A 16,110-nucleotide genomic window follows, 5' to 3' on the forward strand; every position below is an offset into this window, starting at 1 on the left:
TGACCCCCGAGCGCGGAATGGAGCTGTTCGACGCCGCGCTCGCCTCCGGCGAACCGGGTCTCGTACCCATCGAGTTGGACCTCAAGGCGCTGCGGTCCCCGGAGCAGACCGCCCCGGCCCTGCTGCGCACGCTGGTGCGTGCCCCGCGTCGCCGGGCCGCGGCCGCCACCGGGTCCTCGTGGGCCGAACGCACCGCCGCCCTGCCCCCCGCCGACCGCCGCCGCGCCGCGAGTGAGCTCGTACGGGCCACCGTCGCGGCCGTGCTCGGGCTGGCCGGACCCGCCGCCGTCAACGACGGCGGACCGTTCATCCAGCTGGGCATGGACTCCCTCACCGGCATGGAGCTCCGCCGCCGGCTGGCGTCGGACACCGGCATCGCGGTTCCCGCGACGGCCGTCTTCGACCACCCCACGCCCGGTGCGCTCACCGACTTCGTACTCGCCGAGCTCGCCCGGATCGCAGGTGAGGCGGCTGCCCGCCCCTCGCCGGACTCCGCTGCCGCGGCCACCACCGGCATCGCCCGGGACGACGATCCGATCGTGATCGTGGGCATGGCCTGCCGCTACCCCGGCGGCACCCGCTCCCCCGACGACCTGTGGCAGCTCGTGGCGGACGGCGTCGACGCCATCGGCCCCTTCCCCACCAACCGCGACTGGGACCTCGACAACCTGTACGACCCCGACCCCACCCGCGCCGGCAAGAGCTACACGCGGCACGGCGGCTTCCTGTACGACGCCGACCGGTTCGACGCCGAATTCTTCGGTGTCTCGCCGCGCGAGGCCTTTGCGATCGACCCGCAGCAGCGCCTGTTGCTGGAGACCACCTGGGAAGGTTTCGAGCAGGCGGGCATCGACCCGGCCACCCTGCGCGGCAGCCGCACCGGCGTGTTCGTCGGCACCATGTACGACGACTACGCCTCCCGCCTGTCCTCCGTACCGGTCGAGTACGAGGGCTACCTGAGCACCGGCAGCGCCGGCAGTGTCGCCTCCGGCCGGCTGTCGTACACCTTCGGGCTGGAGGGTCCGGCGATCACGGTCGACACCGCCTGCTCCTCCTCGCTCGTGGCCCTGCACCTGGCCGCCCAGGCCCTGCGCACGGGCGAATGCACCCTGGCGGTCGCCGGTGGTGCCACCGTCATGGCCACGCCCCGGCCCTTCGTGGAGTTCAGCCGGCAGCGCGGGCTCGCACCCGACGGGCGGGTGAAGTCGTTCTCCGCCTCCGCGGACGGTACGACGTGGAGCGAGGGTGTCGGGATCCTGCTCTTGGAGCGGCTCTCCGACGCCCGCCGCAACGGGCACCAGGTCCTCGCGGTCGTCCGCGGCTCCGCCGTCAACCAGGACGGCGCCAGCAACGGCCTCACCGCCCCCAACGGACCCTCCCAGGAACGCGTCATCCGCGAAGCCCTCACCGCCTCCGGACTCACTCCCACCGACATCGACGCCGTCGAAGCCCACGGCACCGGAACCACCCTCGGCGACCCCATCGAAGCCCAAGCCATCCTCGCCACCTACGGCCAGAACCGAACCCCCGACCACCCCCTCCACCTCGGCTCACTCAAATCCAACATCGGCCACTCCCAAGCCGCAGCCGGCGTCGGCGGCGTCATCAAAATGGTCATGGCCATGCAACACGGAGTCCTCCCCCGCACCCTGCACGTGGATGCGCCGAGCCCGCACGTGGACTGGTCGAGCGGCGCCGTGTCCCTGCTCACCGAGGCCACTCCCTGGCCGGAGACCGACCGGCCGCGCCGCTCCGCCGTGTCCTCCTTCGGCATCAGCGGCACCAACGCCCACGTCGTACTGGAACAAGCCCCCACCACCGAACCCGCGGAACCCCGCGAACCGGTGACCGCCGGCCTCGTGCCGTGGGTGGTCTCCGGGCGCGGCACGGACGGGCTGCGCGCCCGGGCCGGACAGCTGCGCCGGCTCGCCGCCGAGGCGGGCACCGAGGGCGGCTTCGGCCCGGAGCACCTGGACATCGGCCACTCGCTGGCCACCACCCGCGCAGCCCTCGCGGACCGTGCCGTCGTACTCGCCGAGGACCCGGCGGCTCTGGTGGCGGGCCTGGACGCCCTGGCGCGCGGCGAATCCGCGCCGCAGCTGGTGAGCGGTGACCCGGGCCGGGCGAACGCGTCCCCCGGAATCGCGTTCCTGTTCACGGGCCAGGGCAGTCAGCGTCCCGGCATGGGCCGTGAGCTGTACGCGACCCACCCAGTCTTCGCCCGGGCGCTCGACGACGTGTGTGCGCGGATGGACGTACACCTGGGCCGGTCACTGAAGGAGCTGATCCTCGCCGAGGAGGGGAGCGAGCAGGCCGCGCTCCTCGACCGGACGCAGTACACCCAGCCCGCCCTGTTCGCCGTCGAGGTCGCGCTGTTCCGGCTGGTGGAGCACTACGGCCTCATCCCCGACGTCGTCGTCGGGCACTCGGTGGGTGAGCTCGCCGCCGCGCACGTCGCCGGGGTCTTCTCCCTCGACGACGCCTGCACCCTCGTCGCCGCACGCGGACGCCTCATGCAAACCGCCCCCACCGGCGGCGCCATGATCTCCATCGAAGCCACCGAAACCGAAATACGCGACACCCTCCCCACCCACCACGGCCACCTCGACATCGCCGCCATCAACACCCCCAACTCCACCGTCATCACCGGCGACCACGACGCAGCCCACCAACTCGCCACCACCTGGCGCAGCAACGGCCGACGCACCAAACAACTCAACGTCAGCCACGCCTTCCACTCCCCCCACATGGACCCCATCCTCAACCAATTCCGCACCACCGCCACCACCCTCACCTACCACACCCCCACCATCCCCCTCATCTCCAACCTCACCGGCACCACCGCCACCACCCAACAACTCACCAACCCCGACTACTGGGTCCAACACCTCCGCCACACCGTCCGCTTCAACGACGCCATCCACCACCTCCACCACCACCACAACATCACCACCTACATCGAACTCGGCCCCGACCCCACCCTCACCGCGATGGTCCGGACGATCCTGGGCTCCGGCGAGCCGGAGGCACCGCTCACCGCGCTCCCGCTGCTGCGCGCGGGGCACCCCGAGGGGCACACCCTCGCGGCGGCGCTCGCCCACGCCTACGTGAGCGGGGCGGACGTCCGGTGGGACGGGCTGCTGCCCGGTGGCCGGGCCGTCGCCCTGCCCACGTACCCCTACCAGCGGGACAGCTACTGGCTGAGCGCCCCCGCGGCCGCGGTGGCCGCCAGGCCGGCCGGCGGGCATCCGCTGCTGGACGGGGCCGTCGAACTCGCCGCCGGGCAGGGCTGGTTGTTCACCGGCACGCTCGACGCCGAGGTCCATCCGTGGCTGGCGGAGCACGCCATCCAGGGCCGGCCGCTGCTGCCCGGGGCGGCCGTCGCCGAGCTCGCCCTGTACGCGGCGCGCCGGACCGGTGCGGCGCAGGTCGCCGAGCTGACCCTCGAACAGCCGCTGCCGCTCGACGGGCGCGTCACCGTCCAGCTCATGGTGGGCCCGGGCGGGGACGGGACGCGCACGGTCGCCCTGCACGCACGGCCCGAGGGGGTGCCGGACGCCGCGTGGGTGCGGCACGCCTCCGGTGTGCTGGCCGAGGAGGTGGTTCCCGTACGGGCGGCGGACCCGGCGGACCCGGCCGACCCGGCCGGCGAAGGCGTCCGGCCTCCGGACGGAGCCACCGAGATCCCGGTGGGCGACCTCTATACGCGGCTGGCCGAGCGCGGATACGCGTACGGCCCCGCCTTCCAGGGCCTGCGGGCCGTCTGGAGCCACGGCCACGACCTGTACGCGGAGGTCGTCCTCCCCGAGAGCGCCGGCGGCCCGCACGGCGCGGGCTTCGGCCTGCACCCCGCCGCTCTGGACGCCGCCCTGCACACCGCCCTCGTCGGGGCCGGAGCCGGCGACCGGCTCCTGGTGCCCTTCGCGTGGAGCGGCCTGACCCCGGGCGCTACCGGCGCCACCGAGCTACGGGTCCGCCTGCGTCGCGCCCCGGGCGGCGACAGCTACTCCCTGCTGATCACGGACCCGGCGGGCACCCGGGTGTTCGAGGCCGAGGCCCTCGCGGTGCGCGAGCTCCCGGCGGACGCGGCGGCCGCCGCCGGTCCGGTGCACGGGGCCGCCCTGTTCGACCTGCACTGGTCGCCCGTGAGCCGCTCCGCTCCCGTACCGGCCGGTCCGTGGGCCGTCCTGGACGACGCGGACTCCGCCGTCGCGGATGCCGTGCGCGCCGCCGGTGTGGCGGTACGGACCCACGCGGGCCTCGACGCGCTGCGCGCCGCGGTCGACGCCGGAGCTCCGGTGCCGTCCGTGGTGCTGGCTCCCGTGTCCGGCGGGTCCGGGGTGCTCGCCGTCCTGGAGCTGGCCCAACGCTGGCTGGCCGACGAGCGGTTCGCCGACTCCCGGCTCGCCGTCCTCACCGAGGGCGCGGTGGCGGCCGCGGACACCGAGCGACCGGATCCCGCGCTGGCGGCGGTCTGGGGTCTGATCCGCTCCGCCCAGTCGGAGCAGCCCGGCCGGTTCACCCTGGTCGACACCGACGGGCGGCCCGAGTCCGTACGCGCCCTCGCCCCGGCCCTGGCCTCGGCGGAGCCGCAGCTCGCGGTACGCGCCGGACGGGCGTCGGCACCGGCCCTGCGCGGGCACCGGCCGGCCACGGGCGGCGCCGGCGACGCCGCATCCGCCGCGGCCGACCGGGTCGCCTTCGGCGCGGACAGCCACGTCCTGCTCACCGGCGGTCTGGGCACCCTGGGCCGGCTGCTGGCCCGGCACCTGGTGAAGCAGCACGGGGTACGGAAGCTGCTGCTGACCGGCCGCCGCGGTGCGGCGACACCGGGGGCGCAGGAGTTCACCGCCGAACTGGCCTCGCTGGGCGCCGAGGTGACCGTGGCCGCCTGCGACACCGGCGACCGGGCTGCGCTGGCCGCCCTGCTGGCGACCGTACCGGCGGACCGGCCGCTGACGGCGGTGGTCCACGCCGCGGGCGTGACCGACGACTCGGTCCTGGCGGGGCTCACCGCGCAGCGGATGGCAGGGGTGCTGCGGCCCAAGGCCGACGCGGCCCTCCACCTGCACGAACTGACCCGGGACCTGGACCTGACGGCCTTCGTGCTGTTCTCCTCGCTGGCGGGCACCCTGGGCTCGGCCGGTCAGGGCAACTACGCGGCGGCCAACGCCTTCCTGGACGCCCTGGCGCAGCGGCGCCGCGGCGAAGGGCTGCCGGCCCTGTCGCTGGCCTGGGGCCTGTGGGCGCAGGAGAGCGCCCTGACCGGCGACCTGGGCGCGGCGGACCTGAACCGGCTGGCCCGCTCCGGGATCGGGGCGCTGTCCGCGGAGGAGGGCCTGGACCTGTTCGACGCGGCCGTCGCCTCCGGCGCCGCCGTCTTGACGGCCGCGCACCTGGACCTGCGGACGGTGGATCCGGACGCGGTGGCGGTCGTACTGCGGGGGCTGGCTCCGGCCCGCCGCCGCGAGGACGCCGCGCCGAAGGCCGCGAACACGGCTGCCGCCCTGCGCGACCGGCTGGCCCGGGCGCCCCGGCGGGAGCACCACCACCTGCTGCTCGAGACCGTACGGGCCGAAGTGGCGGCCGTCCTGGGCCACTCGGGCCGGGGCCGGGTGCCGGCCGACCGCCGGTTCCAGGACCTGGGCTTCGACTCGCTGACCGCGGTCGAGCTGCGCAACCGGCTGACGGCGGCGACCGGCGTCAAGCTGCCGCCCACGCTCGTCTTCGACCACCCGACGCCGGGCGCCCTGGCGGACCGGCTGCGGGCCGCACTGGCACCCGACCTGCCGGCGCAGGACAGCCCCGGGGAAGCCGCCGACCGCACCGACGGCACGGACGGCACGGACGCCGCCGACGGCACGGACCTGCCGGACGGCGGGAGCGCGCTCGACACGATGAGCGCCGACGACCTGGTCCGCCTGGCCCTGGGCGACCACTAGCCCGGCCCGGCCGCACAACCCACCACCAGACCCAGACCCCAACGGGAAAGTACGGAGAGAACAGGATGGCTTCCACAACCCAACAGCAGGTCGTCGAGGCGTTGCGGGCCGCGCTGAAGGAGAACGAGCGGCTCAAGGCGGACCGGGCCCACCTCCGCGAACGCGAGCAGGAGCCGATCGCGATCGTGGCGATGGCCTGCCGTTACCCGGGTGGGGTCCGTTCCCCGCAGGACCTGTGGCGACTGGCCACCGACGAGGTGGACGCCGTCGGCCCGTTCCCGGCCGACCGGGGCTGGGACCTGGCGGGACTGTACGACGCCGACCCGGACCGGCCGCACACCTCGTACACCCGCGAGGGCGGATTCCTGTACGGGGCGGCGCAGTTCGACGCCGAGTTCTTCGGTGTCTCGCCCCGCGAGGCGCACAGCATCGACCCCCAGCAGCGGCTGCTGCTGGAGACGGCGTGGGAGGCCTTCGAGAACGCGGGCATCGACCCGGCCACGCTGCGCGGCAGCCGCACCGGTGTGTTCGTCGGCACCATGTACGGCGACTACATGTCGCGGCTGTCGCCCGCGCCGGAGGAGTACGAGGGCTTCCTGAGCATCGGTAGCGCCGGCAGCGTGGCCTCCGGCCGGCTGTCGTACACCTTCGGGCTGGAGGGCCCGGCCCTCACCGTGGACACGGCGTGCTCCTCCTCGCTCGTGGCGCTCCACCTGGCCTGTGCCTCGCTGCGGCGCGGCGAGTCCTCGATGGCACTGGTCGGCGGCGCCACGGTGATGGCGACGCCGATGCCCTTCGTGGAGTTCAGCCGGCAGCGCGGGCTCTCCCCGGACGGCCGCTGCAAGGCCTTCTCCGCCTCCGCGGACGGCACCGGCTGGGCCGAGGGCGCCGGTCTGCTGCTGGTCGAGCGGCTGTCGGACGCGCGCCGCAAAGGCCACCCGGTGCTGGCGGTGGTCCGCGGATCGGCCGTCAACCAGGACGGTGCGAGCAACGGTCTGACCTCGCCCAACGGTCCGGCGCAGGAGCAGTTGATCCGCGACGCGCTGGCGGGCGCCGGTCTCGGCGCCGCCGATGTCGACGCGGTGGAGGCGCACGGGACGGGCACCTCGCTGGGCGACCCGATCGAGGCGCAGGCGCTGCTGGCCACCTACGGCCGGGGCCGCCCGGCGGACCGGCCGCTCCACCTGGGTTCCCTGAAGTCGAACATCGGGCACACCCAGGCCGCCGCCGGTGTCGGCGGCGTCATCAAGATGACGATGGCGCTGCGGGAGGGTCTGCTGCCGAAGACCCTGCACGTGGAGGAGGCCACTCCGCACGTGGACTGGGCGAGCGGCGCCGTCTCCCTGCTGACCGAGACGATCCCGTGGCCCGACCAGGAGGACCGGCCGCGCCGGGCCGCGGTGTCCTCCTTCGGCATCAGCGGGACGAACGCGCACGTCATCCTGGAGCAGGCGCCCGCGCCGGAACCGGCGGCCGCCGCCGACCGGCCGGCCGCCGCACCCGCGACCGTACCGGCGGTGCTGTCGGCGAGCAGCGAGCCCGCGCTGCGTGCGCAGGCCGACCGGCTGTACCGGCACCTGACCGAGGCCGACGGGGAGCGGCTGCTGGACATCGGCTTCTCGCTGGCCACCACCCGCGGGCACCTGGCACACCGGGCGGTGCTGCTCTGCGAGGACCGCGACGAACTGCTCGACGGGCTGCGGGCGCTGGCCGACGGCGTGCCGGGGCCGGACGTGGTCCGGGCCACCGCCGGGGAGGGCCGGACCGCCTTCCTCTTCGCCGGTCAGGGCGCCCAGCGCGCCCGGATGGGCCAGGAGCTGTACGAGGGCTTCCCGGTGTTCGCGGCGGCCTTCGACGCGGTGTGCGCGGCCCTGGAGCCGCACCTGGACCGGCCGCTGCGGGAGGTGGTCCTCGCGGCCGCCGACCGTCCCGAGGGTGAGCTGCTGAACCGGACGCAGTACACGCAGCCGGCGCTGTTCGCCTTCGAGGTGGCCCTGTTCCGGCTGCTGGAGTCGTGGGGCATCCGGCCCGATGCCGTGCTCGGGCACTCGGTCGGCGCCCTCGCGGCCGTCCACACGTCGGGCGCCCTGTCGCTGGCGGACGCCGCCGAGCTGGCCGCCGTACGCGGCCGGATCATGCAGCAACTGCCCCCGGGCGGGGCGATGGTGGCGCTGCGCGCCTCCGAGGAGGAGGCGCGGGCCCTGCTCGCGGGCCACGAGGGGCGGATATCGCTGGCCGCGGTGAACGGCCCGGCCGCCACCGTGCTCTCCGGCGACCGCGACACCCTGACCGCCGTCGTCGAGGGCTTCGAGGCGGCCGGCGGCAAGGCCACCCGGCTGCGCGTCAGCCACGCCTTCCACTCCCCTCTGATGGAACCGGCCCTGGCGGAGCTGCGGTCCGTCGTCGCCCGGCTGACCTTCCACGAGCCGCAGTTGACCTTCGTCTCGGACCTGACCGGCCGGCCCGCGGGCGCGGAGGAGCTCGCGGACCCCGAGTACTGGGTCCGGCACGCGCGCAGCGCCGTCCGCTTCCAGGACGGCGTGGGCGCCCTCGCGGAGCTGGGCTGCGGCCGCTACCTGGAGGTCGGGCCGGGTACCGATCTCACCTCGATGGCGGCCGACTGCCTGGAGGCGCTGGAGGCGGCGGAGGGCGGGCGCCCCGCGGGCCACACGCTGATCCCCTCGCTGCGGCGGCGCCTCCCGGAGGTGACCGCGCTGCTCACGGCGGTCTCGCGGGTGCACGCCGTCGGGGGCGGTGTGGACTGGGCCGCCGTGTTCGGGGGCCGGGGGGCGCGGCGGGTGGAACTGCCCACGTACGCCTTCCAGCACCGTCCGTACTGGATCGACCTGCCGGCGGCCGCAGCCGGGGACGTGCGGTCGGCCGGGCTCACCGCGGTCGACCACCCGCTGCTGAGCGCGGTCACCGAACTACCGGACAGCGACGGCCTGTTGCTGACCGGACGGCTCTCCCTGGCCCGTCACCCCTGGCTGGCCGACCACCGGGTCGGCGGCCGGGTGCTGCTGCCGGGCACGGGTCTGCTGGACCTGGTGACGCGCGCCGCCCGCGAGGCGGGCTGCGCCCTGGTGGAGGAACTCGTCCTGGAGGCGCCGCTGGTCGTCCCGGAGGAGGGGGAGGTCCGGCTGCGGGTGTCCCTGGCCGCCCCGGACGGCTCCGGCCGCCGCACCGTCTCCGTCCACTCCCGCCCCGAGGACGCGGACGCGGGCGCCGGCGCGGGCCAGGGCGCGGCCGACGGGCGGGGCTGGTCCCGCAACGCCCAGGGCACGGTCGTACGGGAGGACTCCGGCGGGGCGCAATGCGCCGACCTGGCTTCGGTCTGGCCGCCCCGGGGCGCCGAGCCGGACACCACGCCGGTGGCCGACCTGTACGCGGCACTCGGCGTCAAGGGCCTCGCCTACGGTCCCGTCTTCCGCGGCGTGCGCGCCGTGTGGCGGCGCGGCCGGGAGGTCTTCGCCGAGGTGGCGCTGCCCGGTGAGGGCCGGCGGGACGCCGGCCTCTACGGCCTGCACCCGGCGCTGCTCGACGCGGCGCTGCACCCCATCGCGCTCGGCGGACTGATCGACGAGGGGGACGAGGGGGACGAGCGGACCTTCCTGCCGTACGCCTGGTCCGGCGTCCGCACGCACGGCGGATCCGGGACGGAGCTGCGGGTCCGGCTCGCGCCGGCCGGGGTGAACGCGGTGAGCATCGACGTCGCGAACGCCTCCGGGCAGGCGGTGGCATCGATCGGCTCCCTGGTCCTGCGCCCGCTCCCGGCAGGGGCCTTGCACGCGGCGGCCGGGCCTGGCGACGGCCTGCTGCTGCCGACGTGGGAAGAGCTCCCCGAACTGCCCGCCGCACCCGCCACGCACCACTGGTCGCTGCTGGGCACCCACGCGCACGAGCACGAACTGGGCCTCGGCGGCGCCCTGGCCGACGCGGCGGCCCTGATCGACGCGCTGGCCGCCGGCGCAGCCGCGCCCTCGCTGCTCCTGCTGCCCTGCGCGCTCCCGGCGGGCACCGGCGCCGCGGCCGTGCGCACCGCCCTGCACCAGGTCCTGGACACGGTCGCACTCCTCGTCGGGGACGAGCGGCTCTCCGGCACCCGGCTGGCGGTCCTCACCCGGGGCGCCGTCACCCTGGGCGGCGAGCAGCACCCGGGCGAGCTCGCCCACCGGGCCGTATGGGGGCTGCTGCGCTCCGCGCAGGCCGAGCACCCCGACCGCTTCACGGTCGTCGACGAGGACGGCACCCCCACCTCCCGGCGGGCACTGGCGGCCGCACTGGCCACCGGTGAACCGCAGCTCGCCCTGCGCGGCGGCACCGCCTACCGGCCCTCGCTGACCGCCACGGACACCGAGACCCTGCTGACCCCGCCCGCGGACACCCCGTACTGGCACCTCGACTACGTGGCCAAGGGGACCTTCGCGAACCTGGCCCTGAAGCCCTGGCCGGAGGCGGCGGCCCCGCTGGAGGAGGGCCAGGTACGGGTCCGGATGCGCGTCGCGGGGCTGAACTTCCGCGACGTGCTGCTCTCCCTCGGGGTGATCCCGCCGTCCGTGGACGGGCACGCGGGCGGCTCCGGACAGGGCGGCGAGGGCGCCGGCATCGTCGTGGAGGTCGGCCCCGGGGTCAACGACCTGGAGCCCGGCGACCGGGTGATGGGCCTGTTCTACGGCATCGGTCCGACCTCGGTCACCGACCGGCGGTTCGTGTCCCGGATCCCGCAGGGCTGGTCCTTCCGGCAGGCGGCGGCGGTTCCCGTCACCTACCTGACGGCCTACTACGGCCTGGTGGACCTGGCGGACCTGCGCGCGGGCGAGAAGGTGCTCGTGCACGCGGGCACCGGTGGCGTCGGCACGGCGGCGATCCAGATCGCCCGCCACCTCGGCGCCGAGGTGTACTCGACGGCGAGCCCCGCCAAGTGGGACGCGCTGCGCGGCGCGGGGGTCCCGGACGGGCGGATCGCCTCCTCCCGCACGCTGGACTTCGCGGAGGCCTTCCTCTCCGGGACCGGGGGCGACGGCGTCGACGTGGTGCTGAACTCCCTCGCCGGGGAGTTCGCGGACGCCTCGCTGCGGCTGCTGCCGCACGGCGGGCGGTTCCTGGAGATGGGCAAGACCGACCGGCGCGACGCCGCCGAGGTGGCCGCCGCTCACCCCGGGGTCACCTACCGGACGTACGACGTGCGCGACCCCGGGCCGGACCGGATCCAGGAGATCTTCGCCGAGCTCCTCGACCTGTTCGAGCGGGGTGCGCTCCAGGCGCCGCCGGTGGCGGCCTGGGACCTGCGGCGGGCCCCCGAGGCCTTCCGCCACCTGAGCGAGGCCCGGCACATCGGCAAGGTGGTCCTGGACCTGGCGGACGGGACGGAGCGCTGGGACACCACCAGGGCCGTCCTGATCACCGGCGGTCTCGGCTGGCTGGGCCGCCTCGCCGCCCGGCACCTGGTGGCCGAACACGGCGTGCGGCAGCTGGTCCTGATGGGCCGTGGGCTGCCGGGCGAGGACGCCGCCCGTGACATCGCCGAGCTGCGCGGCCTGGGCGCGGACGTCCGTACGGTGCCCTGCGACGCGGCCGACCGGGACGCGCTGGCCGGAGCTCTCGCCGGGCTGGCCGGGGACGGCGTCCGCATCGGCGGGGTGGTGCACGCGGCGGGCGTCCTGGACGACGGTCTGCTGACCTCGCTGACGGCCGAGAGCCTGGAACGGACGCTGCGCCCGAAGGTGGACGCGGCGCTGAACCTGCACGAGCTCACGGAGCCCCTCGGCCTGGACTCCTTCGTGGCGTTCTCCTCGCTCGCCGGCACGCTCAGTGCCCCGGGGCAGGCCGGCTACGCGGCCGGCAACGCCTTCCTCGACGGGCTGATGGAGTACCGGCGTTCGGTGGGCCGCCCGGGAGTGTCCGTGGTGTGGGGGCTGTGGGAGGGGGCCGGCGGCATGGGCGCCGGGCTCACCGACGCGGACGTCGCCCGCATGGCCCGGGTGGGCGTGGCTCCGCTCACCTCGCAGCAGGGTCTGGAACTGCTGGACGCGGCGGTGCGCCGGGACCGCCCGGTGGCCGTGGCCGCGCGCTGGAACCTCGACGGGCTGCGGGCCCGGATCGCGCAGGGCGCGGCGGTGCCGCCGCTGCTGCGCGGCCTGGTGCCCGCCCCGGCGCCGGCCGCGGGGGCGCGGTCCGCGCCCGGGGCGGCGGTTCGGCCGGAGGCGGCCGACGCCTCGCCGACCGGCGACCGGCTGCTGGACGCGGTGCTGCACGAGGTCGCGGCCGTCCTCGGGCACACCTCCGGTGCGGCCGTGGACCGGGACGGAGCCTTCGACCGGCTGGGCTTCGACTCGCTGACCGCGGTGGAGCTGCGCAACCGCCTCGCCGCCGCCACCGGTGTCCGGCTGCCCGCCACGTTCATCTACGACTGGCCGACCCCGGCCGAGCTGGTGGTCCACCTGCGGGACCAACTCCCGCAGGAGACGGCCGCAGCGAGCGGGGCCGAGGGCGGAGGGGAAGGCGGGGCCGGCACCGTGGCGCTGCTCGCCGACATCGCCCGGCTGGAGGCGGCCGTCGCCGACCGGCCGCTGAGCGACGCGCAGAGCGCCGTCGTCAGCGAGCGGCTGCGCGAGCTGCTGACCGAACTGGGTTCTACGAAGGAGGATCAGTCCGCGTGGGCATGACCAACACCACCACGGCCCCGCCGGCCCCGTCGGCGCCGGCCGGCCGTACCTCCGGGTGGATCCGCACCCCGCACGCCCGGCCGGACGCGACCGCCCGCCTCGTGTGCTTCCCGCACGCGGGCGGGGCGGCGAACGCCTTCACCGCGCTGTCGGCGGGGCTGCCCGAGGACATCGAGCTGCTCGCCGTCCAGTACCCCGGCCGCCAGGACCGGCGCGCCGAGCCCTGCGCCGAGGACGTCTCCGAGCTGGCCGCCGGAGTGGCCGCGGCCCTCGCCTCCCGGTCCGACCGGCCGCTGTTCCTCCTCGGCCACAGCATGGGCGCCCTCGTCGCCTTCGAGACGGCCCGCCTCCTCGAGGAACACGGCCGTGTGGCACGGCTGTTCGTGTCGGCGGCCCGGCCGCCGGCGCAGGACTGGGAGGAACCCGACCTGACCCTCGTCGGTGACGAGGAGCTGGTGGCGGGGCTGCGGCAGCTCGGCGGCATCCCCGAACCGCTGCTGCGGGACCCGGAGATCGTCGCCGAGGTGCTGCGGCTGCTGCGGGCCGACCACCGGGCGCTGCTGCGCCACCGCTGCCCGGAGGGGACCGCCGTGGCGGCCCCCGTCACCGTGCTGCTCGCGGCGGCGGACCCGAAGAACTCCCTGGAGCAGATGGCCGACTGGGCCCGGCACACCACCGGTGGGCAGGACCTCGTGACGCTGTCCGGCGGGCACTTCTCGCTCGTCGAACGCCCCGGGGAGAGCGGGCCGATCCTCACCCACCACATCCGTGCGGACCTGGCACGGGCCGAGCAGGTGCCCGCCCCGGCGGACGCGTCGGCGGACGCGTCGGCCCGGAAGGAACCCCTGGCCGACCTGGTGCGGGAGATCCTGCTCGACGGTCTCGAAGGCCGCGCCCCGAAGCTGTCCACCGACCTGACCACCCTGGAGGCCGCGGCCCGCGAGGTGATGTCCCCGGACGCCTACGCCTACGTGGCGGGCACCGCCGGGTCCGGCGCGACCGGCCGCGCGGGCCGCGAGGCCTTCGACCGGGTGCGGCTCGTCCCGCGGATGCTGCGCGGCACGCGCCGCACGGACACCTCGGTGACCCTGTTCGGGCAGCGGCTGCCGGTGCCCGTCCTGCTGGCGCCGCTGGCCGCGCAGCAGGTGGCGCACCCCGAGGGCGAGACGGCCACGGCGCGGGCGGCCGCGGCCGCCGGGGTGCCGATGGTGCTGTCGACCTTCGCCTCCCGGACCCTGGAGGAGGTGGCCGCGGAGGCGGGGGACGGGCCGCGCTGGTTCCAGCTGTACCTGCCCTCGGACCGGGCGGTGGGCGAGTCCCTGGTACGGCGCGCCGAGGCGAGCGGCTACAGCGCGATCGTCGTCACCGTCGACGCCACCCATCTCGGCTTCCGCCCGGCGGAACTCGACCGCGGCTACTCGCCGTTCCTGCGCGGCACCGGCATCGCGAACTTCACGGCCGACCCCGCCTTCCGGGCCTCGCTGCCCGCCGCGGCGGACGCCACCGCGACCGTCCTGCGCTGGGCGCAGATCTCCACCGACCCCACCCTCACCTGGGCGGACCTGGCCCGGCTGCGGCGGCTGACCCGGCTGCCGCTGCTGGTCAAGGGCATCCTGCACCCGGACGACGCCCGGCTGGCGCTGGAGCACGGCGCGGACGGCGTGGTGGTCTCCACGCACGGCGGCCGCCAGCTCGACGGCGGCGTGCCCGCCCTGGAGGCGCTGCCCGGGGTGCGCGCCGCGGTCGGCCCGGACGTACCGGTGCTGCTGGACTCCGGGATCCGTACCGGCAGTGACGTGGTCAAGGCCCTGGCCCTCGGCGCGGACGCCGTCCTGTACGGCAGGCCGTACGTGTACGGGCTCGCGCTCGACGGCCGGCGCGGCGTGGAGCACGTCCTGCGCTGCCTGCTCACCGACCTCGGCCTGGCCCTGGCCCTCACCGGCTGCGCGTCCCTCGCGGACGTCGGCCCCGGGCTGCTTTTCCCGCGCGAGCCCGTGGGTGCGTACGGTACGCACCCCCTCGCGCGCACCACCTCGGACGCCCCCGGGTCCAGCGGGACCCCGGAGAACGGAGAACGGCGATGAAGCGCACCTACGGGCCGGGCTCCGACCCGACGGGCTGGCTGCGGCAGTACCACCGGCCGCCGGCCGGTGCCCCGACGCTGGTGGTCTTCCCCCACGCGGGCGGCTCGGCGACGGGCTACTACACCCTGTCCTCGGCGCTGTCCGACAGCGCCGAGGTGCTCAACGTGCAGTATCCGGGGCGTCAGGACCGGCTCGGCGAGCGCTGCGTCGACGACATCGGGGAGATGGCCGACCGGGTCGTCGAGGCCCTGCTCCCCCGGGTGGACGGGCCGCTGGTCCTGTTCGGGCACAGCCTGGGTTCGATCGTCGCGTACGAGGTGGCGCTGCGGCTGGAGGCCATGCACCCGGACCGCGCGCCGATCGGCGTGATCGTCTCGGGGCGCCCCGCGGCCGCCATCCACCTGAGCCGGGGCCTGTCCCTGCTGGGGGACGACGACCTCGCCTCGTCGATCTCCGACCTGTCCGGCACCCCGCCGGAGCTGCTGGCCGACAAGGACCTGATGTCGGCCGTACTGCCGTCCCTGCGCGCCGACTTCAAGGCGGCGGAGAGCTACCGAGGCGCGGCGGGCACCCGGCTGGCCTGCCCCCTGTACGCCTACTCGGGCGCGCAGGACCACAACGTGCCGCGGGCCGGGCTGGAGCGGTGGAGCGAGCACACGGCGTCCGGGTTCAGGGTCCGGTACTTCGAGGGCGGCCACTTCTACCTGCAGTCGCAGGAGCCGGAGGTGGCCCGGGCGATGGCGGAGGACCTGCGTGCCTTCGCCGCGGCCTCCCTGGTCGGCAGCGGCCGCTGACCCGCCGGCCCGTACCGGCCCGGATCCCCGGTCAGGGCTCGGCGGGGCCGTCCGGGTCGGGAGTGCCGGGAGTGCCTGGAGTGCCGAGGGACAGGCACCACGGACATTCGTGGAGGTCGCTCCCTGCCCTCGCCGGACGGGGCGGGGGCAGGGAGAAGCCCGCCCGATATTCGTCCTGGAGCACCTGGGACGAGCGTATTTTCGTCCGGGCCGAGCCGACCGCACGGGCCGCGCCCGCCTCGGCGAGGCGGCGTGAAACCCGCATCAGCGCCGCCCGCACTGCGCTCACCACCCGGACTGCCGCCGGCCGGACCCGGCGCCGGGCAGCCGCCCAGGGGCCTCGATCGGATCGGTCACCGTCGCAGGAAGCCATGCTCACGCAGCCTTTCTCGTGGTCGTACGCGGGGCGGGACGGATAGACCTTGCTGCCGGAGGGCGCCCCGGGGAAGGGTGGCACCCCCTTGCGAATTGGCGACCGGAGACCCCTCAGCGATAGAAGGATGATATTTCTTTTATTCTTGACAGTTCTCGCCATTTCCCCGAACAAGGGGCACAGAAGTATATCGAACGGAATTTGGACGAGCCGCGGCCAATCAATTTAGCGCACCCCGATATTACGGCGAGT

At 75.5% G+C, this 16,110-nt stretch carries 3 protein-coding genes and 1 pseudogene; all 4 read left to right on the forward strand.

From position 1 onward, the window contains the following. Positions 1–296: 296 nt before the first annotated feature. Positions 297–4,079: pseudogene (locus B6R96_RS38980) on the forward strand (type I polyketide synthase); the annotation flags it as partial. 98 nt (positions 4,080–4,177) lie between these two features. After that, entirely contained in the window at positions 4,178–12,607 is an 8,430-nt protein-coding gene (locus B6R96_RS09090) for a type I polyketide synthase (protein WP_443069887.1), read from the forward strand. Beyond that, on the forward strand, positions 12,604–14,691 hold the full coding sequence (locus B6R96_RS38770; protein ID WP_203351609.1) for an alpha-hydroxy-acid oxidizing protein: 2,088 nt from the start codon (positions 12,604–12,606) through the stop codon (positions 14,689–14,691). Before B6R96_RS09090 ends, B6R96_RS38770 begins: the two co-directional genes overlap by 4 nt. After that, complete coding sequence (locus B6R96_RS09100) at positions 14,688–15,485, forward strand: thioesterase II family protein (protein ID WP_081522211.1); 798 nt, start codon at positions 14,688–14,690, stop codon at positions 15,483–15,485. Before B6R96_RS38770 ends, B6R96_RS09100 begins: the two co-directional genes overlap by 4 nt. Positions 15,486–16,110 lie beyond the last annotated feature (625 nt).

The organism is Streptomyces sp. Sge12, from assembly GCF_002080455.1.
Taxonomy (GTDB): Bacteria; Actinomycetota; Actinomycetes; order Streptomycetales; family Streptomycetaceae; genus Streptomyces.

Excerpts from the sequence above, each read along its gene's own strand:
- B6R96_RS09100 (WP_081522211.1), top strand. The coding sequence starts at position 14,688 with ATGAAGCGCACCTACGGGCCGGGCTCCGACCCGACGGGCTGGCTGCGG.
- B6R96_RS38770 (WP_203351609.1), top strand. The coding sequence starts at position 12,604 with ATGACCAACACCACCACGGCCCCGCCGGCCCCGTCGGCGCCGGCCGGC.